The organism is Halalkalibacter sp. HAAS-P013, from assembly GCF_056619925.1.
In genome coordinates this window covers 180,886-203,997 of record NZ_JBWQTU010000005.1, presented here as the reverse complement: position 1 = coordinate 203,997, position 23,112 = coordinate 180,886, and the positions used below count along the sequence as shown (strand labels likewise).

Genomic DNA, 23,112 nt, shown 5'->3' with positions numbered 1-23,112 from the left:
TTGTCCCTCCCTTACTGCGCTACTTGTTGGTTTTTCCACTCACGAACATCAACGAAATGTCCAGCTATTGCAGCTGCTGCTGCCATTTCAGGACTAACTAAATGCGTACGCGCCCCTTTTCCTTGACGCCCTTCAAAGTTCCGGTTAGACGTTGACGCACAACGCTCTCCTGCTGGAACAACATCAGGGTTCATGCTTAAGCACATGCTACATCCAGAGCTACGCCATTCAAAGCCAGCCTCTGTAAAAATTTGGTCTAACCCTTCCTCTTCAGCTCGCTGCTTAACTTTTTGTGATCCAGGAACAACAAGGGCTCTCACATGTTCCGCAACTTTTTTCCCTTTAATTACACTAGCGGCTGCTCTCAGGTCACTTAAACGCGAGTTCGTACAGGAGCCAATAAACACATGTTGAATTTCGATTTCTGAAATTGGCGTACCAGGTGTTAGTTCCATATAGTTCAATGCTTGTTGAATAGCTCGTTGATCCGTTTCTGTCTTCCCATCTGATGGTGAAGGAACCAACTTCGATACTCCTACACCTTGCGAAGGGTTTGTTCCCCATGTTACCATCGGTTCAATTTCTGATGCATCAATCGTTACGACTCGATCATACGTAGCCCCTACATCTGTCGCTAACTGCTTCCATTGTTCTACTACCTCATTAAAAGCAGCTCCAGTTGGAATGTACTCACGCCCTTGTAAATAGTCAAAAGTAACTTGATCTGGACTGATTAAACCTGCTTTCGCCCCAGCTTCAATCGACATATTACAAATTGTCATTCGTTCTTCCATCGTCATCCCACGAATCGCATCACCAGTAAATTCAATAACAGATCCTGTACCGATGTCTACTCCGAATTTAGCAATGATTGCTAGAATCACATCTTTTGCTGATAGTTCTGACGATAACTTACCAGTTACGCGAACCTCTAGCGTCTTTGGGCGAGATTGCCATAATGTTTGAGTAGCTAGAACATGCTCTACCTCACTTGTTCCAATTCCAAAAGCAAGCGCTCCAAATGCCCCATGTGTTGAAGTATGACTATCTCCACAAACAATCGTTTTACCTGGCTGAGTTAAACCAAGTTCAGGACCAATGACATGGACAATTCCATTCTCAGGATGTTCTAAGTCTGCTAAGTCAATACCGAATTCCTTGCAATTTGCTTCAAGTGTTTCCATTTGAGTTTTCGCAATTTGATCCGTTATGTCATAGCGGTTTACCGTTGGGACATTATGATCCATCGTTGCAAACGTTAAATCAGGTCGTCTCACTTTACGATTAGCCAGTCTTAATCCTTCGAATGCTTGAGGTGACGTCACTTCATGAACCATGTGCAAATCGATGTAGAGGAGACTTGGCTTTCCTTCTTCTTGAATTACTTCATGTGATTCCCAAATTTTCTCAATGATCGTTTTAGGTGCCATATTCGCTCCTCCTCGTTGTTAATAATTTAGTAGACTAATAAGATGACGTAGGAAACACCTATCACTACAACCATCTAGTATGACTAGTAGATTGAGAAAAAGGCTTTCGTTCCCTTTACGTCATCCCTTTTTGTTTCAAATTTTTCTATGAGATGACCGCTTTCTTTGCTAAAGCATCAATTACTTGATTCGTCATTTCCTCTGTCGATAAAGCATTGCTTGCATCATTTGTTAAGTCTGCTGTCCGGTGTCCTGCTTCTAGTACGTCATTAATTGCTTCAGCCAATGCCGTTGCCTCATCCGTCATCTCAAATGCATACGTCAGCATCATTACGACGGAGGAAAGTGTCGCTAATGGATTTGCAATTCCTTTTCCTGCAATATCTGGAGCAGAGCCGTGAATTGGCTCAAATAGACCTGGACCGTCTTGACTTAAACTAGCAGAAGGCAACATCCCTAGTGATCCAGTAATCATCGATGCCTCGTCACTTAAAATATCACCAAACATATTTTCTGTAACAATAACATCAAATTGTCTTGGATTACGTACTAATTGCATAGCCGCATTGTCGACAAGCATATGACTATACTCAATATCAGGATATTCCTTAGCTACTTCATCAACGACTTCACGCCACAAACGACTTGATTCAAGTACATTTGCTTTATCAACTGACGTTAGAGCACCACCACGAATCTTAGCAAATTCAAATCCTTTACGTACGATGCGCTCAATTTCTTTTCGTGAATAAACGAGAGTATCAACAGCAAGCTGCTCTTCACCTTCGCCTCGACGTTCACGTGGTTCGCCAAAGTACAGACCTCCCGTTAGCTCTCTTACAATAACAAGGTCTACACCTTGAATAACATCATCTTTAAGTGGCGATGCATCTGCCAATGCATCATAAATGGTAACAGGACGAAGGTTGGCAAAAAGGTCTAACTCTTTTCTAAGTCCTAATAAGCCTTTTTCAGGACGCTGGTCCCCAGGAAGGGTATCCCATTTAGGGCCCCCTACCGCCCCAAGTAACACCGCGTCACTCTGTTTGCAAACCGACAATGTTTCAGCTGGGAGAGGAGTCCCAGTATTATCAATCGCTGCTCCCCCAAGTTCAGCAAATGTAAACTCAAATTCATGTTGATACATTTTTCCGATTTCAGAAAGAACCTTTGTAGCAGCTTCACATACTTCTGGTCCGATCCCATCACCAGGGAGAATCGCAATATACTTTTTCATCGTCTTTCCTCCCTTACACATTTAATGGATTAGTACGTTGTTGTTCATTAAATTGTTTGCGATTAATTGTTCGATTGACCGCGTTAATATACGCTTTGGCTGACGCTTCGAGAACATCGTGTGCCGTACCTCGACCAGATGACTCCATTCCATCATACTTCACCGTAACATACACTTCCGCTAACGAGTCACGGCCGGCAGTTGTTGATTGAATTCGGTAATCCATAAGTAAGACCTCTTCATCAATAACACGCTCTAGTGTATTGTAGATTGCTTCAACACTACCAGAACCCGTTGCTGCTTCTTGAACCGTTTCACCCGTTGGCAGCTTCATCGTAATCGTAGCTGTCGGAATATTTGTTGTTCCATAATTTACTTGCAACGTTTCTAATTCATAATGAGCGACCGCAGCGCCTACTGTTGCTTCAGTCATAAGAGCAAATAAATCTTCTTCAGTAATATCTTTCTTCTTATCTGCTAAATCTTTAAAAGCAACAAATGTTTTTTGTAACTGTTCATCAGTTCCATTAAAACCAAGTTCCATCAGTTTTTCTTTAAATGCATGACGGCCTGAATGCTTACCAAGTACCATTCTATTTGAAGAAACTCCTACAAGCTCAGGAGTAATAATTTCATATGTTTCTTTATTTTTTAACACACCATCTTGGTGAATGCCTGATTCATGTGCAAATGCATTTGCACCTACAACAGCTTTGTTGTTAGGTACAACCATTCCTGTTAATTTACTAACAAGGGAACTCGTGCGTTTAATTTCTTTTAAAACAAGCCCTGTATCAGCTTTATAGTGATCTTGACGAATGTTTAAAGCAACAACAATTTCTTCAAGCGCTGCATTTCCAGCCCTTTCTCCAATTCCATTAACTGTACATTCGACTTGTCCAGCCCCGTTTTGGATAGCTGCTAGGGAGTTCGCAACTGCCATTCCAAGGTCATCATGGTTGTGCGTTGAAAGAATTGCACGATCAATGTTAGGAACATTTTCTGACACATAACGAAACATTTGACCGATCTCATATGGAGTGGTGTAACCCACTGTGTCAGGTAAATTAATAACCGTTGCCCCAGCATCAATCACTTCACGAATAATTTTAGCAAGAAACGGCAGCTCAGTTCGGCTAGCGTCTTCAGCAGACCATTGAACTTGAGGAAAAGTCTTCTTCGCTTTTTTTACAGCCGCTACCGCATTTTCAATGACTTGATCAGGCGTCATTTTCAATTTATATTCCATGTGAATTGGCGAAGTTGCAATAAACACATGGATTCTTGGTTCTGCACTTTCTTTGAGTGCTTCCCAAGTTGTCTCAATGTCACGCTCTAGTGAACGGGAAAGACCTGTAATTGAACTGCCCTTAATCGTTTGAGCAATGGCTCTTACGGAAGCAAAATCTCCCTGAGAGGAGGCTGGAAATCCAGCCTCAATAATATCTACTCCCAAACGCTCAAGCTGCTTTGCAATTTCAAGTTTCTCTTGAAAGTTTAAGTTCACTCCTGCTGATTGTTCCCCGTCTCTTAGCGTGGTATCGAAGACATTAATTTTTCGCACTACCAACCACTCCTTTAGATTTTACGAATGGCATCATCTCACGAAGCTCGCGACCAACCACTTCAATTGGATGTTGGCTTTCTGCTCTTGTGATCGCTGTGAATTCAGGACGATTTGCTTGGTTTTCAAGAATCCATCCTTTTGCAAATTTACCAGTTTGGATATCTGTTAGAATGCTCTTCATTGCTTTCTTCGTTTCATCCGTTACAACTTGAGGGCCAGCTACATAATCTCCCCATTGAGCTGTATCAGAGATAGAGTAACGCATTCCTTCAAGTCCACCTTCATACATAAGGTCAACGATTAATTTTAATTCATGTAAGCACTCAAAGTAAGCAACTTCTGGTTGGTAGCCTGCTTCTACTAATGTCTCAAAACCAGCTTTAACAAGTGCTGCTGTTCCTCCGCAAAGTACTGCTTGCTCACCGAATAGATCTGTTTCAGTTTCTTCTTGGAATGTTGTTTCAAGAACACCAGCACGAGCTGATCCGATTTGCTTTGCGTAAGCTAGTGCGATATCTTTTGCTTGACCTGTTGCATCTTGGAATACAGCAATTAATCCTGGCACTCCCGCTCCATCTACGAATGTACGGCGTACAAGATGTCCTGGTCCTTTCGGCGCTGCTAAAAACACGTCAACATCTGCAGGTGGGACAATTTGGTTGAAATGAACGTTAAAGCCATGTGCGAATGCTAATGCTTTTCCTGCATTTAATTCTGGCTCAATTTCATTTTTGTAAACTGTTGGTTGATGCTCATCAGGAAGCAAGATCATAATAAGGTCAGCTTGAGCTGCTGCTTCTCTAACAGGGAATACTTCAAAACCATCACTTACTGCTTGGTCCCATGATTTTCCTGGGCGAAGTCCAATGATTACATCTACTCCATTTTCACGAGCATTTTGTGCATGTGCATGACCTTGAGAACCATATCCTACGATTGCTACCTTTTTCCCACTTAATACTGCTTCGTTAACGTCTCCATTGTAATATACCTTTGCCATAATAAATCTCTCCTCTTGTTTTAATTAGTTTTTTATGTTGAATTTATGAATTCACTAGTTTAATTAATAAGTGTTAATCGATATGGATCATGTGTCGGCTTTTTCGTACTTCGATTAAATGCTGTAATTCCTGTACGAGCAATTTCCTTTATGCCATATGGGCGAAGCAAATCAATAAAAGCTTCTACCTTCGTATGATCTCCCGTAATTTGAATCGTCATTGATTCTCGACCAACATCTATAATTGTTGCTCTAAATGGATTAACAAGTGCAGCTACTTCTCCACGTTGTTGCGGTGTAGCTACAATTTTAACTAATGCTAACTCGCGAGCCACAATGGACTCATCAGTTATATCTTTCACTTTTAGAACATCGACCTGCTTATTCAGTTGCTTAATGACTTGTTCTACATTTTCCATACTATCGGCAGCAACAACAAATGTCATTCTTGAGATGGACGGGTTTTCTGTTACACCAACAGTAATGCTTTCGATGTTGTAATGCCTACGAGCGAACAGACCAGTGATTCTATTTAGCACACCTGAAGTGTTATTTACAAGGGCTGTGATCGTACGTTTCATTGTGGCTTAACCCCCTCCATTTGATGTTGGCCTTTCCCTGGTGCGATCATCGGATACACATTTTCTTCTTTTGCTACACGTACATCCATAAGCACCGGTCCAGGATGAGCAATCATTTCCTCTAAAGCACCCTTCAAATCAGAAAGCTGATCGATTCTCATTCCTTTAATGTCATATGCCTCTGCAAGCTTGACGAAACTCGGTTGAATCGGGAACAGTGAGTTAGAATAACGCTCTCCATGGAATAACTGTTGCCATTGTCTTACCATTCCTAGAGATGCATTGTTAACAATGACAATCTTAACTGGCATATTTAACTCTTGTAAGATCGACATTTCCTGTGCTGTCATTTGGAATCCTGCATCTCCAATCACAGCAATTACAGGTGTTTCTGGTTCTGCAAATTGTGCTCCAATCGCTGCTGGAAAACCAAAACCCATTGTTCCTAGACCACCTGATGTTACCCAGCGATTTGGCTTATTGAAACGATAGAATTGAGCTGACCACATTTGATGTTGACCAACATCTGTCGTAACAATCGCTTCTCCATTTGTCACTTCATGAATTAATTCAATTAGATGCTGTGGCTTAATTACTTCTCCATCTTCTTTATACCAAAGAGGGTACTCCGATTTTCTTTCTTGATTAGTATCAAGCCATTCCTTCGTATCTCCAGGCGTCCCCTCTTCATCCAACAACATTTGGATTGCTTCCTTAGCATCTCCAACTACAGGAATTTCCGTTTTGATATTTTTCCCAATTTCTGCTGGATCAATATCGATGTGAACGACACGAGCATTTGGTGCAAAGTGCGCCAGATTCCCTGTTAATCGATCATCAAATCTTGCACCAATGCTAATCAGTAAGTCGGACTCATATATGGCCATATTAGCAGTATAGGTTCCATGCATCCCTGCCATACCGAGGCATAATTCATGATCCCCAGGAAAACTCCCTAGTCCAAGCAACGTATTTACAACAGGAATTTGCATTTTTTCAACATATTCAAACAATTCACTAGATGCTTTCCCATGTAAAACCCCTGCTCCAGCCAAGATAACAGGCTTCTTCGCTTCAGTTACTGCTTCAACTACTTTCCTAATTTGCAAACGATTTGGAACAACAGTTGGCTGATAACCAGGAATATTCACTTCTTTGCTATAATCAAACATTCCCGTAGCTAGTGAAACATCTTTTGGTAAATCAATTAAAACTGGACCAGGACGTCCTGTTGTTGCAATGTGGAAAGCTTCTTTAATAATTCTTGGAAATTCTTCGACAGAGCGAACTTGGTAATTATGCTTTGTTATTGGCATCGTGATACCAATCATGTCAGCTTCCTGGAACGCATCTGTTCCAATTACCGTTGTTGCTACTTGACCAGCAATGACAACAAGTGGCAAAGAGTCAATCATTGCATCTGCAATTCCTGTGACGACGTTTGTTGCTCCTGGTCCAGATGTCACAATACAGACACCCGGTTTACCAGATACCCTTGCATACCCTTCAGCAGCATGAATTGCTCCTTGTTCATGCCTTGCTAATACATGATGGATACCCGTTTTATAGATTTCATCATACGTTGGTAAAATAGCTCCTCCTGGATAGCCAAAAATAACATCAACGCCCTCTTTTGCCAAAGCTTCAATCAACATACTTGAACCAGAAAGTTGTTTAGGTTCTTCACTTGTTTGTTGTTCTTGCTTTTTCACGTTCGTACTCATGTTTCATGCCTCCTTACAAAGATTCTCTCGTAAACGACCCCAGTATCTTAATAATACAAAGTGAACAACTAAAAAAAATTAAAATAAAAAAATCTTTCCACCCCATATAAGCTACTAATCCAATAGCTAGAAGGGGCGAAAAGATTTTTCTTTCCACGGTACCACCCTTATTCATTAAATAGAATCATGCTCTATTTAATCTTATTGTTTTGATAACGAGTGCTGTGTACACCCGACCAATCTTAATAGAAAAAATCGTTCAGATTGATACTCCGAGGCGAGCTTCGTCAAAGGCAACAACACCGCATCTCAGCACCACGGCTCTCTGTTGAAGTTGCATCATTGAGTACTTTTCCTCTTCTTCGTTTTAACTATTATATTTTCATAACTCCGCCGGTATTGGCTGAAGTGACCAATTTTGCATATCTAGCAAGGTAACCCTTTTTCACTTTTGGTTCAGGTTCAACCCAACCTTCTTTACGCTTAGCATGTTCTTCATCGGACACTAACCATTCAATAGCTCGACTAGGTAGATCAATTCGAATGCGATCTCCATTTTCAACGAAAGCGATTGGACCACCGTCTGCTGCTTCTGGAGAAATATGCCCGATGGAAATACCTCTTGATGCTCCTGAGAAACGTCCATCCGTGATTAACGCAACTTTTGTTCCGAGACCTCTTCCAGCGATAGCTGACGTTGGTGCTAACATCTCAGGCATTCCAGGTCCACCTTTTGGTCCTTCATATCGAATGACTACGACATGACCTTCACGGACAAGCCCTTCATCGATTCCTTTTTGAGCTTCTTCTTGAGAGTTAAAAACAATTGCCTCTCCATCAAATACTTTGATAGAAGGATCAACTGCCCCTACTTTAATTACAGCTCCATCTGGTGCAAGGTTTCCGTATAATACAGAAAGTCCACCAACAGGGCTGTATGGATTATCTTTACGACGAATAACATCATCGTTAGTAATTTCTGCATCTTTTACATTTTCATACAAGCTTTTTCCTGTAATCGTAATTCGATCTCGGTGTATTGCTCCATCAATGTTACAAAGTTCTTTAATAATTGCACTAACTCCACCGGCATGATGTACATCATCCATCGAGTAATCCGAAGCTGGACTAATTTTTGATAAATAAGGGACACGTTCAGCTACCTTGTTAATTCGATTAAGGTCATAATCGATTTCTGCTTCGTTGGCAATTGCTAATGTATGAAGAACTGTATTCGTTGACCCACCCATTGCCATATCAAGAGCAAATGCATCATCAATCGTTTCTTCAGTAATGATATCTCTAGGTCTAATATCTTTTTCAATTAAATTCATTAAATGTTTAGCGGCATCCTTGATCAATTGGTGACGATCATTGGATGTAGCAACAATTGTCCCATTTCCTGGTAAAGCTACTCCGAGCATTTCCATTAATGAGTTCATTGAATTAGCTGTAAACATTCCTGAACAAGACCCACATGTTGGACATGCTGTTTGTTCTATTTCTAGTAACTCTTCTCTTGTCATATTACCTGACGCAAATGCACCTACGCCTTCGAAAACAGAGACTAGTGATAAGTTCTGCCCATCTTTTGTTTTACCAGCTTCCATTGGTCCACCTGATACGAAAACAGATGGGACATTTGTTCTTACTGATGCCATTAACATTCCCGGCGTGATTTTATCACAGTTCGGAATATAAAATACTCCGTCAAACCAGTGAGCATTAATAACTGTCTCTGCTGCATCACATATAATTTCACGACTTGGGAGCGAATATCTCATGCCAATGTGCCCCATAGCAATTCCATCATCTACACCTATTGTATTAAATTCAAATGGAATGCCTCCTGCTTCACGAATCGCTTGCTTTGCCACTTCTGCAAATTTGTTTAAGTGCATATGTCCTGGAATGATATCAATGTATGAGTTACATACACCAATGAATGGTTTATCCATTTCATCTTCTTTTACACCAGCTGCTCGAAGTAAACTTCGATGAGGCGCACGATCAATCCCCTTTTTAATCATATTACTTCTCATACTACCCGCTCCCTATTTCAATCAATGTCTCTATATCTTAACTCTAGCTCAACTTTATCTTATCTAAAGGTTTCTGAATAAACCTTTTCTCCTTCTATTACAACTCTTTCTCTAAATGCTTCCAATAATCTCTTAGTTTCTTTTCCAGGCTTACCTTCACCAATGACACGGCCATCTACTTTAACAACAGCGATCACTTCTGCTGCTGTTCCTGTTAAAAATACTTCATCAGCAACGTACACGTCGTGTCTAGTAAAAGGTTCCTCTTTTACTGTATAACCAAGATCTTTTGCAAACTCTATAATGGCATTTCTCGTTATTCCTTCAAGAGCTCCTACATAACCTGGAGGTGTTAAAAGTTCTGTTCCTTTAACAATGAAAACATTATCTGCGGAACCTTCAGCAACATAGCCTTGGTCGTTCAACATTAACGCTTCACTTACCCCCGCCAAACTCGCTTCAATTTTAACAAGAATATTATTCAAATAGTTCAGTGATTTCACTTTAGGACTTAAGACATCTGGACGATTTCTCCGGGTTGCTACCGTCACAATTTCTAAGCCAGATTCATATAATTCCTTTGGAAAAAGAGCTAACTCTTCTGCGATTATTATTACTTGAGGTCTTGCACATGATGATGGGTCAAGCCCTAAGTTTCCAACTCCCCTTGAAATAACAAGGCGAATGTACGCATTACTTAATTGATTCTTTTGTAATGTCTGAACGACTAGTTGTTTCATTTCTTCTTTTGAATGTGGAATGGAAAGCATAATCGACTTTGCTGAATTATATAGTCTGTCAAGATGTTCCTGCAGCCTAAAAACATTACCCTCATATACACGAATGCCCTCAAAGACGCCATCGCCATATAAAAATCCGTGATCATATACTGAAATTTTCGCTTCGTGTTTTTGGACGAAGTCTCCGTTTAAATAAATCCATTGCTCACTCATGACGTATACTCTCCTCGTGTATCATGTACATTTGCATAAAGTTCGCCCACAAACATAACATTTATCTCTCTAGAGCGGACATTTGTTTTTTATATAGTGTTGTTTGAGATTTATCATACGCTCATTCCTCACTATGGTCAACCATTTTTTTAAAATAATTTGACTATTTTGATTAGTCGTTTTTGTTGAATGCGCTTACACCTTTGTCATTACTAGATTTTAAAAATTATATTTCCATTCATGCCTATTCAGGGCATATTCCAAATACTAACGGACATCCTATACTTGGGTGATAAAATATGTTAAAAAAATACAAAAATTACATTCGTGTAACAAAGAATTTTCCGTACATCCGTTTTCAAAAAAGAAAACGTGCCTCTCTCGTGTTAGTAGAAGAATTAGGGAAGATTTGTAATACTGAGGGGGAAAAATTGCTCTATCATCAATTAAGAGCAAATATGTATTATCCTACTCCACATTATTGGATAGAAAATATCCGCGCAAACTTGGCACTTGTTCCATACAAGCTTGCATTAATTGAATTACAACCAGGATTAAACGAGAAAAGGATTGTTCGTCAGTTAAAAAAGCGTGGATGGCGTGTTCTTTTTTACGAGACCGATCAATTATTAGAAAATGAACAACTTTATGTAAATCAGGTACTTCAACAAGCTCCAACACAAACAAAAAACGTCTCCACCTCATCATAGGTGGAGACGTTTAACTTTATTATGTAATATAAATGGCGTCCCAGGAGAGATTCGAACTCCCGACCGACGGCTTAGAAGGCCGTTGCTCTATCCTGCTGAGCTACTGGGACAAAAAGCGGGTGATGAGAATCGAACTCACGACATCAGCTTGGAAGGCTGAGGTTTTACCACTAAACTACACCCGCACAGTCTATTGTTGTTTGTTACCGTTATTACCTTGCGGCGACATATATTAATATAACGCAACCTATAAAGAATGTCAACAACTCTTCAGAAAAAATAAAAATTATTCTCTCTCTACTAAGTTTCTATTTCATAGAGAGAGAATAAAGCCTCTTCTAGTTTAACTCAAAATGATAAACCATGTCTTCAACTATATTTCCGTTATAATCATAATACGTTACGGTAGCGCTACTCTGATTATACTCACATATGCAATACGTTTTCTCTTCTCGATTTCGCGGAAGTCGAATGCTTCCTGGATTTATGTAGATTACTCCGTTTTCCATAAAAGCACCCGCTACATGTGAATGACCGTAGCAAGCAATTTGAGCACCTTTTTCTTCCGCTCGATAACTTAAAGGAACATGAGTCATTTTTACATTGTAAAGATGACCATGAGTAACATAGATTCCCACACCTTGAACCGTTTCCTTGAGATCATCGGGAAAACTTGAACCAAAATCACAGTTACCCTTCACTACTTTTACTCCCTTAAGTGCATAATGCCCATTTTCAAGCTCAGAATCTCCACAGTGAATCAGAATATCAACTTCTTCTCTATGTCGGTTAACAACTTTCTCAAGTTCACTTTCCCAACCATGACTATCACTAATAATAAAAGCTTTCATTGTTCCCCTCCTTACTAGCTCCATTCTTCTTTATGAGCTAGTAATTGTTTTAAAGCATTCGCTCTATGACTACGCTTATTTTTCTCTTCTGCAGTCAACTGTGCCATCGTTTTTTCAAGTTCAGGAACGTAAAAAATTGGATCGTAGCCAAATCCGTTGGTTCCACGTGCTTCATTCGTTATAATCCCCTCACACGTCCCTTCATAAATTTTCGTTTCTTGATTTGGACTAGCCACAGCAATCAAACAGATAAATCGAGCCGTTCGATCTTCACTTGGTATATCTTTTAATTCCCTTAATACTTTATCCATATTATCCATATCATTTTTGCTAGGTCCTGCATACCGAGCTGAATACACACCAGGTCGTCCATCAAGTGCATCGACTTGCAAACCTGAATCATCAGCAATAACCATTCGATTTAAATGAGTTGCTAACGTTTCCGCTTTCTTCGCTGCATTTTCAGCAAATGTCATCCCATCTTCTTCTATGTCAGGAATGTTCGGGTAGTCTAATAAAGAACGAACTTCTAAGCCCTCAAATAATTGCTTAAACTCAGCTATTTTTCCCTTGTTTTGCGTAGCGATAACAATTTCTTCCATTTGCAACTCCTTCTTTTCTTCTCATTTTCATTATTTCATTCGTGCAGCAATGTCACCTAGAGCCTCTTTTTGCTTTAAGATAAGGGCATCAATTCCTATCTCTGCTAAGTCAAGAAGTTTGTTTAATTGAGGTCGTGAGAACGTTGCTTCTTCACCAGTACCTTGGAGCTCAACAAATTCATGTTTGCCTGTCATAACAACATTCATATCTACTTCTGCTGATGCATCTTCGACATAACATAAATCTAGAAGTTCTCCTTTCTTCGAGTCTACGCCAACTGATATTGCTGCTAAATAGTCTTGAATCGGCCAATCTTTTATTTTCCCTTTAGACATTACTTTATCCATTGCTAAAGCTAATGCAACAAAAGCACCTGTTATCGAAGCCGTTCTCGTTCCCCCATCGGCTTGAATAACATCGCAATCGATCCAGACTGTCCTCTCACCTATCTTTTCTAAATTTATTACCGAACGCAAAGAACGCCCTATCAATCGTTGTATTTCCATCGTTCTTCCCGATACTTTTCCTTTAGAAGACTCTCGGATATTTCTTGTTTCCGTTGCACGGGGAAGCATAGCATATTCTGCTGCAATCCACCCTTTCCCTTGGCCTCTTAAAAAAGGAGGGACTCGGTCCTCTACTGTTGCTGTACAAATGACTCGAGTGTCTCCCATTGAAATTAAGACAGAGCCTTCTGGATGTTTCACAAAATTTGTTACAATAGAAACCTCTCTTATCTGATCCGATGCACGTCCGTCAACTCTCATTTTGTTACCCCCTAATTGGCATTGTATGTTCATTGTAAACTTTTTTATGTAAGGATAAAAAGGAGGAAGCAATACGCCCCTCCTTAGTAATTATTTATAATTATAAAGAAAATTATTAAGAGAGTCCAATCAACCCTTTAGTAACTTCCTGTATTCACAAGGCTTGGCCGTGAAACAGGTTCTGCAACGTCCCCAGACTCTGTTAACACATTTGCTTCACCATTTACTTGAACAGCTACTTTTTCGATTCCTTTTTGTTCTGTTAGAGTAAGTGCTAGCATGTTTAACACTTCCGAAGAAACAGCTGTTGATTGATTCTGAGAAAGAAGTGATTCATTAAAATTCAACGTGACTGTTCCATTTTCATATGTTGGCTCCTCTAACAGCGCTACCTCATGACGGAAATCTGTTAACAGCTGTGATTCATTTGAAGGCCCTTTTAGTAGTTCTTCAACAGCAGCTGTTAAGGATTCTGTACCTGAAGCTACTCGTCTTGTAACCGGAACATAGTACGTGCTCTCTCCATTTTGGGCTAAGAAGTAAAGGGTTACCCCTTTACTATTAACCACATCTGTTACAGAACCAGTTTCTAGGTTAATCCCGTTGGCACGGCTAACCCCTTCGCCTATTGGCGTTCCACCAACCGGCATTGTATCTTGTTTATACCCATTAATATTAATTTGAACACTATCTACATTTTCAAATTGTGTTAATGTCCATGTTATAGCTTCAAGAATTTGCTTTTCTTGATTAGGGTCATATTCTTTAAATTCATTTGAAAAGTCAGCAACAGCAATTCCATCTTCCTTAAGATTAACACTCACTTCCGTCCCTGCTGGAAGAACAGCACGGAAACCGTTTGGTAATAATTCTGTTACAGGACCTCCATCAACTAAATATTCTAATGATTGTTTTAGTACACTTTCTGTTCTTGGCAACTCTAGAGTTTGTGGAACAACAAGTCCATTTGAATCAATTAAGTATAATTCACGTTGAACAGATTCTGTTGTCGCTTCCTCTCCTGTTCCCTCATCTCCATCTCCCTCTTCATCTGGAGCTTCTGCAGGATCTTCTTCTAGTCCTAATGATTCATTTTCTTCTACGTAATTCGTTGGTGGTGTATCCATTTCATTGGCCGCTTCATTCGAACCAAACGAACAAGCTGACATTGTTAACATCGTAAGTACAAGAATGGGAACCCCTTTTCGTAAAACTTTGCGCATTGTTTTCCCTCCTAAGATAGTTTGTACTACATGTATACGAGCCTTAAAAAATAATAGACCACCTTTATCTATTTTTGTCCCATTTTTTCTTTTGTATTTTTTCAGAACGCAAAAAAATCACTAAGGGAACCTTAGCGATTAATGAAAATATAATTATTAAAGCGCATGACGTTACAATAGAAGTGTTTTCACACATTCTACATTCATTTCTAACCACTGGTCAGCTAAACTCTTAAAGCTTTCGGGATCGCCTGTCGTAAAAAAACGATGGGCTGGTTGTCTGTCTTTCGTATAAAGAAGGTTATTATGATAGAGAAGGCTACTAACTTCTCGTGCTGTCTCATCACCAGACGAAATTAACTGAATTTCTCTACCTACTCTCTTCCCAATCACATCCTTTAACAACGGATAGTGAGTGCACCCTAAAATAAGCGTATCAAAATGTAAATGATCAAGCGGCTTTAGCGCTTCATCTACAATTCGCTCCGCTTCCGGCCCTTCAAAAACCCCTCTTTCCACTAATGGAACGAATGGCGGGCAAGCAAGGCTCTCCACTTTCACTTCACTGTTAATAGCTTTTAAAGCTTTCTCATAAGCTTGACTTCGAATCGTCCCTGTTGTTCCTATAATAGCCACATGGTCCCTCTTTGTTACTTTAAGTGCACTAATAGCCCCTGGATGAACAACACCTACAACAGGGATAGAGAGTTCCCTTTTCACCTCTTCGAGAACAACTGCTGTGGCCGTATTACAAGCAATTACCAACATTTTCATCTTTTCTTTTAATAATTGGTCAATCATTTCCCATGTGAACTTTCTTACTTCTTCTTCTGATCTAGGTCCATATGGACAACGCGCAGAGTCGCCGATATAAACAATCTCCTCTTTTGGAAGCTGCCTCATAATCTCTTTCGCAACTGTCAGACCACCTAAACCTGAATCAATTACTCCTATTGGTCTATCCAACAACTTCCCCTCATTCTACTCGATTCTAAGTTACGGGTTCATTCTTGACGCTTTCATTTCCTCATGAAGAACATGCAAACTCTTTTCAAGGAAGTCTACTTCTTCTTGTGAAAAGTCCGTTAGAATTCCCTCCAAATAATCTTGACGTTTCTTAATAACTTCCTCAATGATCGTACGACCTTTATCTAATAAATGAATCCGGACTACGCGTCGGTCATTTTTATCTTTCACTCGTTCTACTAACTCATTTTTTTCCATTCTATCTACTAAGTCTGTCGTTGTACTGCATGCTAAATACATTTTAGTAGACAGTTCACCTATCGTCATATCACCATATTCATTTAACCATTGCAATGCTACAAACTGCGGTGGGGTTATGGGGAATTGCGTTAGGATTTCTCGCCCCTTTTGTTTTACCATTTCTGCTACTCTTCGTAATGATCGTTCTATTTGTTCAATTTGGCGATGATCCACCTGTACGCACCTCCAGTAATAACTAGTACCTTTTTTAATTGTCGCCTGTTTCAATAGTAAAAGCAAGCGATTTATGTGACAATTCCATGCAAACATTAACTCTATCTAAAAGGCTATTTTCGCATACTTTGTTGTTTTTATGAGTTGTGCGTCCTCCACATGTTCAGTGCATTCCGCTCCATTTCACTTCGAGGCAAACTACCTTTATAGCAACAATCTTTATGAAAACAGCTATCTAAAAAGATAAAAATTACTAGTATCTTTAAAAAAAAGAAAAGAGGTTGACCAATATGTCAACCTCATCTCCTCAATCCAAGTACGCTTCACGGACTCTTTTTTCTACTTCATCTGCTGTATCTAAATAAATCATCTCATTTGCAAATGCTGCAAGTTCTTCTTTCGAAAGAGATAACATTTGGTTACGAGCTGGTAAAATGGACGTAGCACTCATACTAAATTCATCTAAACCAAGACCTAGTAGAAGTGGAATCGCAACTTCATCCCCAGCCATTTCTCCACACATTCCTGCCCACTTACCTTCTTTATGAGCAGCATCAACGACCATCTTTACTAAACGTAAAATAGCCGGGTGGTATGGTTGGTATAAATAAGAAACGCGCTCATTCATTCTATCAGCAGCCATCGTATATTGAATTAAATCATTCGTACCGATACTAAAGAAATCAACTTCTTTAGCAAATAAATCTGCTGCAACTGCCGTTGAAGGAATTTCCACCATCATACCAATTTCGATTGAATCTGAAACAGCAACTCCATCTGCAACTAATTTCCCCTTTTCTTCAAGAAGCATTGCTTTTGCTTGACGGAATTCATCTAGCGTAGCAATCATTGGGAACATGATTTTCAGGTTACCAAAGGCACTTGCTCTAAGAAGAGCACGCAATTGAGTACTGAAGATTTCTTTTTCTTCTAAACAGAGACGAATTGCACGGAAACCTAAAAATGGGTTCATCTCTTTTGGAAGATCTAAGTATGGTAGTTCTTTATCTCCACCAATATCTAATGTACGAATGACAACTGGCTTGCCTTCCATACGTTCAACTACTTCTTTATACGCCTCAAATTGTTCTTCCTCAGATGGGAGTTCCGTTCGACCCATATAAAGAAACTCAGTACGGTAAAGACCGATTCCTTCAGCCCCATTGTTAATAACACCTTCTAAATCCTTAGGTGTCCCAATGTTTGCAGCAAGTTCAACATGCTGACCGTCTTTTGTTGTTGTTTGCTCATTTACAAGTTTCGCCCATTCTGCTTTTTGTTTCGCAAAATCATCACGTTTTTTCATATATGTCGAAACTTCTTCAGCAGAAGGTTCTACAATTACGACACCTTCTAATCCGTCAACAATAACAGTCATACCAGTTTGAATTTGTGCAGTTACTTCTTTTGTTCCAACTACTGCTGGAATTTCTAATGATCTAGACATAATAGCTGAATGAGAAGTGCGTCCACCAATATCAGTTGCAAACCCCTTAATAAATACTGGATTTAATTGTGCTGTATCAGAAGGAGTTAAATCTTCAGCAATAATAATCGTCTCTTCTGAAATCGTTGCTAACGACTGAACATCAATTCCAAGCAAGTGGCCAAGTACGCGTTTGGAAACATCACGAATATCTGCTGCACGTTCCTTCATGTATTCATTATCCATATTTTCAAACATAGTAATGAACATTGATGAAACTTCATTCATGGCATATTCTGCGTTTTGATTTTCACCTGTAATCTTTGCTTTAACTGCATCAACTAGCTCAGGGTCACTAAGAACAAGTAGATGAGCAGCAAAAATTTCTGCTTTATCAGGTCCAAGATCTTTTTCTGTTTTATCTTTAATAACAGCAAGCTCTTCTTTTGACTTAGAAAGTGCATCTTCAAGACGCTTAACTTCACTGGCTGTATCTTGAATATCTTTTAATTCAATTGTCATATCAGGCTCTTCATGTACGAAAGCCTTCGCAATCGCCACACCAGAAGAAGCAGCGATACCAGTAAGTGTTTGCATTATTCCCCTAATCCTTCCTTAATAACTTCTTCAATTGCTTGTAGAGCTTCGTCTGCATCTGAGCCTTCAGCCTTTACTGTAACTTCTGCACCTTTACCAACACCCAATGACATAACACCCATAATTGACTTTAAGTTTACTGATTTCCCTTTGAACTCAAGAGTAATATCTGAAGAGTATTGTCCTGCCTTGTTTACTAATTGAGTTGCTGGACGTGCGTGAATTCCCGTTTCTGCTGTAATTAAAAATGTTTTTTCTGCCATAATCATCTACCTCTTTCTTTTTATTAGAATTTTAATTAAGAAAAAGAGATCTTTTTCTTTTTTCCATATACTTATTGTCTTCTACATTTGCACATTTAAACGAAACTTACGAAAGATACTTAAAAAAGGCATAAGTAAAGAAAGGAATATGTAGATCACAATAAGACAGTACGCTTATAGAGTACCCTAACTGAGTCCCATATACACTTCAATACTTATGCCTGATCGAATCAGTAACACGTATTAAATGCACATTTTCGGAAGAAATACAATATAGTATTTTTATAATGATGCTTTCTTAAAGCCATAATTAGTATAGCATACGGATTTAACCCTTTTCAATATTTTACTTGAAATAAAGTAGAACCTTGTCGAAAATTCTACAAAAGTTAAAAGAAGCAAAAAAACAACTATAAAAAGGCTAAAGTTATTGTCGAAAATAAAACACGTAGTTCGCCTCTCACACATATACTATCGAGACTAAAACCCTTCAATTGGTGGGAATTTAGTCCCCACTATTCGCTCTCAGCCCGAGCAAGAAGGAGTGAACTCATTGAAAGGAGCAGAATTCGGACCTAAACCCTTACTTACGAAAAGGGAACGCGAAGTTTTCGAATTACTTGTCCAAGACAAAACAACGAGAGATATCGCACAAGAGCTTTTCATAAGTGAGAAAACCGTACGAAATCACATCTCTAATACAATGCAAAAGTTGGGAGTCAAGGGGCGCTCTCAAGCAGTAATTGAGTTAGTACGACTAGGAGAACTTGAAATATAGGTACGCTAAAATTCACAGGCTCATCCGTTATTTCGTTGATCGCTTACGTTTTAGTCGTCTCATATTTTATTGAGGTTGTCGTATAAGGATCTGACCCCTATAAGCACATTATCTAGGGTGTGCTTATAGGGGACTAATCTTATTTTTGAGACAGCCTCTTCTTCTATTTTTATTTATTCAGCTAAAAGCTTTCTTGCTTGTTCATCAAAAGCAACAGCTCGACCTGTTTCTTTACTTATTTGAACAATCGTCCCCCTCCCAGTTAAGCAAATGTCCCCTTTCGAAGTTACGGCTACATAGTGCAAATCAACAGATGATGTTCCAAGCCTTTGAACTTTTACTCCAACTTGTAACCGCTCATCAAAGTGGACCTGCTTATGAAAGTCACATTGAAGATCAGCTACTACAATAATTTGAGAATAGGAAGCTCTAGACCACATTTGCATCAGACCTAACTCTTTAAACAAAGCTATACGTGCATCCTCAAAATAAACAAAAGCATTTGTATTATTTAAGTGACCAAACGCATCTGTTTCTGAAAACCTAACCTGTACAGCTATATAAAAATCAAAAGAGTTTTTCCAGCTTACTATATCTTGAATGTACGACAGTGCTTTCATTTCAACCACAACCTTTTCTTATACTTGTTTAAAAGAAAAGGTCTAATCTCTTACCTAAAAAGAGATTAGACCTTTTTTCAATTAAGCACCAAAGAAATTTTTAAATGATTGTAACGTTGTTGAGCGGTTTAAAGCAGCAATTGACGTTGTTAGCGGAATGCCTTTCGGACACGCCTGCACACAGTTTTGAGAGTTTCCACAGTTCGCAAGCCCACCGTCACCCATAATCGTTTCTAAACGCTCTTCTTTATTCATTTCACCAGTTGGATGAGCATTGAATAAACGAACTTGAGATAATGGCGCCGGTCCAATGAAATCAGATTTGCTATTTACGTTAGGACACGCCTCCAAACAAACACCACATGTCATACATTTTGAAAGCTCATATGCCCATTGACGCTTTGTTTCAGCCATACGCGGCCCTGGTCCAAGGTCATATGTTCCATCAATCGGAATCCATGCTTTCACTTTCTTAAGAGAGTCAAACATCCGACTACGGTCAACCATTAAGTCACGAACAACGGGGAACGTCTTCATTGGTTCAAGACGAATTGGCTGCTCAAGCTGGTCGACTAAAGCCGTACAAGATTGCCGAGGTTTGCCGTTAATCACCATTGAACACGCACCACATACCTCTTCTAGACAGTTCATATCCCAAGCAATTGGTGTCGTCGTTTTCCCACTTGATGTAACAGGATTACGCCGGAATTCCATTAGTGCTGAAATGACATTCATATTCTGACGATAAGGTACTTCAAACTCCTCCACATAAGGAGCACTGTTCGGATCATCTTGACGTGTCACTTTAAATTTAATTGTTTTTTCACTCATGATTTAGCAGCTCCTTGCTTCTTTTGTGAGTAGTCACGTTTACGCGGCTTAATAAGCGACGTATCAACTTCTTCCCATGAAAAGTCAGGACCATTATTCGCAGGGTTAAATGTTGCCTTCGTTGTCTTCAAGAATTCTTCATCATTACGTTCAGGGAACTCCGGCTTATAATGAGCCCCGCGGCTCTCATTACGGTTGTATGCACCAAGTGTAATAACACGAGCTAAGCTTAACATTCCGTCTAATTGACGAGTAAATGATGCACCTTGGTTGCTCCATTTAGCTGTATCGTTAATGTTAATATTCTTATAACGTTCCATTAACTCTTGGATCTTCTCGTCTGTTTTTAATAGCTTCTCATTGTAACGAACTACAGTTACGTTGTCAGTCATCCATTCACCAAGTTCTTTATGAAGAATGTAAGCATTCTCTTTCCCGTCCATCTTCATAATGTCATCAAATGCTTGTTGCTCTTTCTTCTCTTCATTTTCGAATAAAGAAGAAGGCATCGCATCAGCAGTTTTATCTAGGCCGTTCATGTATTCTACAGCTTTCGGCCCCGCAACCATACCACCGTAAATAGCTGATAGAAGCGAGTTAGCACCTAAGCGGTTTCCACCATGTTGCGAGTAATCACACTCACCAGCTGCGAATAACCCAGGAATGTTTGTCATTTGATCATAATCAATCCACATACCACCCATAGAGTAGTGAACAGCTGGGAAGATCTTCATTGGCACTTTACGAGGATCATCACCCATGAACTTCTCATAAATTTCAATAATTCCTCCAAGTTTGATATCAAGCTCTTTCGGATCTTTATGAGAAAGGTCAAGATAAACCATGTTCTCACCATTAATTCCAAGCTTTTGCTCAACACACACATCAAAGATTTCACGTGTGGCAATATCACGAGGAACTAGGTTACCGTATGCTGGATATTTTTCTTCAAGGAAGTACCAAGGCTTCCCATCTTTATACGTCCAAACTCGTCCACCTTCTCCACGAGCAGATTCACTCATCAGACGAAGCTTATCATCACCAGGGATTGCCGTTGGATGAATTTGAATGAACTCACCATTTGCATAGTGAACACCTTGTTGATATAGCTTTGCAGCTGCATATCCAGTATTAATAACAGAGTTTGTTGATTTACCAAAGATAATTCCTGGGCCACCAGTAGCCATTATGACGGCGTCACCTTGGAAGCTACGAATCTCAGATGATTTCAAATCCTGAGCAGTAATCCCGCGACAGGTCCCTTCATCGTCAACAACAGCTGAGAGGAACTCCCATCCTTCATACTTCGTTACTAAACCACTTACTTCATGTCTACGAACTTGCTCATCAAGTGCATACAATAATTGCTGACCTGTTGTTGCACCTGCAAATGCTGTACGGTGATGTTGTGTTCCACCGAAACGACGGAAGTCAAGTAAACCTTCAGGCGTACGGTTAAACATCACTCCCATACGGTCCATTAAGTGAATAATTCCAGGCGCTGCTTCTGTCATCGCTTTTACCGGAGGTTGGTTTGCTAAGAAGTCTCCACCATATACTGTATCATCGAAGTGCTCCCATGGAGAGTCTCCTTCACCTTTCGTGTTAACCGCACCATTTATTCCACCTTGTGCACAAACTGAGTGTGAACGTTTTACCGGAACTAATGAGAAGAGATCTACGGGTACCCCTTTTTCTGCTGCTTTAATTGTTGCCATCAGACCAGCTAGTCCGCCTCCGACAACAATAATTCTACCTTTACTCATATTGACCCACTCCTTAAATGTTTGCTAAGTCTGGATTAATGAATGCTAGAATTGCTCTAATTCCAACAAACGTTAATGCGAAGAAAATACCCATTGTTACATATGTTGCAATTTGTTGTGAACGTGGTGTTACTGTAATCCCCCAAGATACTGCAAATGACCATAGCCCATTAGCAAAGTGGAACGTCGCTGCAATAACCCCAACAATATAAAATACGATCATAAAAGGATTACTAAAGATATTTGCCATCATATCAAAGTTTACTTCTGCACCGAACGCAGCAGCTACTCTAGTTTCCCATACATGCCAAGTGATCCATATTACTAGAAATACTCCAGTCCAACGCTGAATACGGAACATCCAGTTACGTAAGAACCCATATCTAGCTGTGTTATTTTTTGCTTGAAATGCAATGTATAACCCATAAATTGCATGATAAAGCAATGGAATAAAAATTAAAAAGATTTCTAGAAGATAACGGAATGGTAAGTTTTCCATGAAATGAGCTGCCTGGTTAAAAGCACTCGCACCTCGTGTTGCAAAATGGTTAATTACAAAGTGTTGAACTAAGAATAGTCCAACTGGAATGACGCCAAGTAATGAATGTAGCTTACGATTAAAAAATTCCCGATTGCCAGCCATACCTTTTTCCCCCCACAAATGATTTTGTTCCTACCCAACTTGTAAATCGATGATTTTTTT

The 23,112-nt window shown here is 39.6% G+C and carries 22 protein-coding genes, 2 tRNA genes and 1 other annotated feature; of the genes, 2 read left to right on the top strand and 22 right to left on the bottom strand.

Translation table 11 applies throughout. The features are described from left to right. Positions 1-11: 11 nt before the first annotated feature. The 8 genes from leuC to ilvE form a co-directional block, all read right to left on the bottom strand. Complete coding sequence (gene leuC / locus AC1FXP_RS09310; protein WP_480060611.1) at positions 12-1,430, bottom strand: 3-isopropylmalate dehydratase large subunit; 1,419 nt, start codon at positions 1,428-1,430, stop codon at positions 12-14. Between the two features lie 145 nt (positions 1,431-1,575). Beyond that, entirely contained in the window at positions 1,576-2,667 is a 1,092-nt protein-coding gene (gene leuB, locus AC1FXP_RS09305) for a 3-isopropylmalate dehydrogenase (protein WP_480060609.1), read from the bottom strand. Between the two features lie 13 nt (positions 2,668-2,680). Beyond that, complete coding sequence (locus tag AC1FXP_RS09300) at positions 2,681-4,231, bottom strand: 2-isopropylmalate synthase (RefSeq protein ID WP_480060607.1); 1,551 nt, start codon at positions 4,229-4,231, stop codon at positions 2,681-2,683. After that, complete coding sequence (ilvC, locus tag AC1FXP_RS09295) at positions 4,218-5,234, bottom strand: ketol-acid reductoisomerase (RefSeq protein WP_480060605.1); 1,017 nt, start codon at positions 5,232-5,234, stop codon at positions 4,218-4,220. Before ilvC ends, AC1FXP_RS09300 begins: the two co-directional genes overlap by 14 nt. Positions 5,235-5,293: 59 nt before the next feature. Continuing rightward, positions 5,294-5,815, bottom strand: a complete 522-nt coding sequence (gene ilvN, locus AC1FXP_RS09290; protein WP_034627024.1) for an acetolactate synthase small subunit — start codon at positions 5,813-5,815, stop codon at positions 5,294-5,296. Next, complete coding sequence (gene ilvB / locus AC1FXP_RS09285) at positions 5,812-7,539, bottom strand: acetolactate synthase large subunit (protein WP_480060603.1); 1,728 nt, start codon at positions 7,537-7,539, stop codon at positions 5,812-5,814. Before ilvB ends, ilvN begins: the two co-directional genes overlap by 4 nt. A 128-nt stretch (positions 7,540-7,667) precedes the next feature. Continuing rightward, positions 7,668-7,911, bottom strand: a binding site (T-box leader). Positions 7,912-7,913: 2 nt separating this feature from the next. After that, positions 7,914-9,581 (bottom strand): dihydroxy-acid dehydratase, encoded by a 1,668-nt coding sequence (ilvD, locus tag AC1FXP_RS09280; protein ID WP_480060602.1) that lies wholly within the window; start codon positions 9,579-9,581, stop codon positions 7,914-7,916. A gap of 59 nt (positions 9,582-9,640) precedes the next feature. Continuing rightward, complete coding sequence (gene ilvE, locus AC1FXP_RS09275) at positions 9,641-10,534, bottom strand: branched-chain-amino-acid transaminase (protein WP_480060600.1); 894 nt, start codon at positions 10,532-10,534, stop codon at positions 9,641-9,643. 299 nt (positions 10,535-10,833) lie between these two features. On the opposite strand from ilvE, the gene AC1FXP_RS09270 reads away from it, so the two are divergent. Then, on the top strand, positions 10,834-11,244 hold the full coding sequence (locus AC1FXP_RS09270) for a hypothetical protein (RefSeq protein ID WP_480060598.1): 411 nt from the start codon (positions 10,834-10,836) through the stop codon (positions 11,242-11,244). Between the two features lie 33 nt (positions 11,245-11,277). Here AC1FXP_RS09270 and AC1FXP_RS09265 read toward each other — a convergent pair. The 10 genes from AC1FXP_RS09265 to AC1FXP_RS09220 all read right to left on the bottom strand — a co-directional run bounded on the left by AC1FXP_RS09265 (position 11,278) and on the right by AC1FXP_RS09220 (position 18,414). Beyond that, positions 11,278-11,354: transfer RNA gene (locus tag AC1FXP_RS09265), tRNA-Arg, on the bottom strand. Between the two features lie 4 nt (positions 11,355-11,358). Further along, a tRNA-Gly gene (locus AC1FXP_RS09260) sits at positions 11,359-11,429 on the bottom strand. A 153-nt stretch (positions 11,430-11,582) separates the two neighbouring features. Then, the gene (locus AC1FXP_RS09255) at positions 11,583-12,095 is read right to left on the bottom strand and encodes a metallophosphoesterase family protein (RefSeq protein WP_480060596.1); all 513 of its coding nucleotides are present in this window, start codon (positions 12,093-12,095) and stop codon (positions 11,583-11,585) included. Positions 12,096-12,109: 14 nt separating this feature from the next. After that, positions 12,110-12,697: an XTP/dITP diphosphatase gene (locus AC1FXP_RS09250; protein ID WP_480060594.1), complete on the bottom strand. Its 588-nt coding sequence runs from the start codon at positions 12,695-12,697 to the stop codon at positions 12,110-12,112. A 30-nt stretch (positions 12,698-12,727) separates the two neighbouring features. Beyond that, a complete protein-coding gene (gene rph / locus AC1FXP_RS09245; RefSeq protein WP_480060592.1) occupies positions 12,728-13,465 on the bottom strand; it encodes a ribonuclease PH in 738 nt (245 codons plus the stop codon). Positions 13,466-13,602: 137 nt separating this feature from the next. After that, on the bottom strand, positions 13,603-14,688 hold the full coding sequence (locus AC1FXP_RS09240; RefSeq protein WP_480060590.1) for a GerMN domain-containing protein: 1,086 nt from the start codon (positions 14,686-14,688) through the stop codon (positions 13,603-13,605). A 171-nt stretch (positions 14,689-14,859) separates the two neighbouring features. Then, positions 14,860-15,654 (bottom strand): glutamate racemase, encoded by a 795-nt coding sequence (racE, locus tag AC1FXP_RS09235; RefSeq protein ID WP_480060588.1) that lies wholly within the window; start codon positions 15,652-15,654, stop codon positions 14,860-14,862. A 30-nt stretch (positions 15,655-15,684) separates the two neighbouring features. Beyond that, a complete protein-coding gene (locus tag AC1FXP_RS09230; RefSeq protein WP_480060586.1) occupies positions 15,685-16,128 on the bottom strand; it encodes a MarR family winged helix-turn-helix transcriptional regulator in 444 nt (147 codons plus the stop codon). Positions 16,129-16,435: 307 nt separating this feature from the next. Continuing rightward, positions 16,436-18,151, bottom strand: coding sequence for a phosphoenolpyruvate--protein phosphotransferase (gene ptsP / locus AC1FXP_RS09225; RefSeq protein WP_480060584.1), 1,716 nt, complete (start codon positions 18,149-18,151; stop codon positions 16,436-16,438). After that, complete coding sequence (locus tag AC1FXP_RS09220; RefSeq protein WP_480060582.1) at positions 18,151-18,414, bottom strand: phosphocarrier protein HPr; 264 nt, start codon at positions 18,412-18,414, stop codon at positions 18,151-18,153. Before AC1FXP_RS09220 ends, ptsP begins: the two co-directional genes overlap by 1 nt. A gap of 553 nt (positions 18,415-18,967) precedes the next feature. On the opposite strand from AC1FXP_RS09220, the gene AC1FXP_RS09215 reads away from it, so the two are divergent. After that, positions 18,968-19,192: a helix-turn-helix domain-containing protein gene (locus AC1FXP_RS09215; RefSeq protein WP_034627048.1), complete on the top strand. Its 225-nt coding sequence runs from the start codon at positions 18,968-18,970 to the stop codon at positions 19,190-19,192. A 173-nt stretch (positions 19,193-19,365) separates the two neighbouring features. On the opposite strand, the gene AC1FXP_RS09210 is transcribed toward AC1FXP_RS09215, so the two are convergent. The 4 genes from AC1FXP_RS09210 to AC1FXP_RS09195 form a co-directional block, all read right to left on the bottom strand. Continuing rightward, positions 19,366-19,812: an acyl-CoA thioesterase gene (locus tag AC1FXP_RS09210; protein ID WP_480060580.1), complete on the bottom strand. Its 447-nt coding sequence runs from the start codon at positions 19,810-19,812 to the stop codon at positions 19,366-19,368. An 81-nt stretch (positions 19,813-19,893) separates the two neighbouring features. Then, positions 19,894-20,643, bottom strand: a complete 750-nt coding sequence (gene sdhB, locus AC1FXP_RS09205; protein WP_480060578.1) for a succinate dehydrogenase iron-sulfur subunit — start codon at positions 20,641-20,643, stop codon at positions 19,894-19,896. Beyond that, entirely contained in the window at positions 20,640-22,409 is a 1,770-nt protein-coding gene (sdhA, locus tag AC1FXP_RS09200) for a succinate dehydrogenase flavoprotein subunit (protein WP_480060576.1), read from the bottom strand. Before sdhA ends, sdhB begins: the two co-directional genes overlap by 4 nt. A gap of 13 nt (positions 22,410-22,422) precedes the next feature. After that, positions 22,423-23,052: a succinate dehydrogenase cytochrome b558 subunit gene (locus AC1FXP_RS09195; protein WP_315613439.1), complete on the bottom strand. Its 630-nt coding sequence runs from the start codon at positions 23,050-23,052 to the stop codon at positions 22,423-22,425. Between the last annotated feature and the right edge of the window lie 60 nt (positions 23,053-23,112).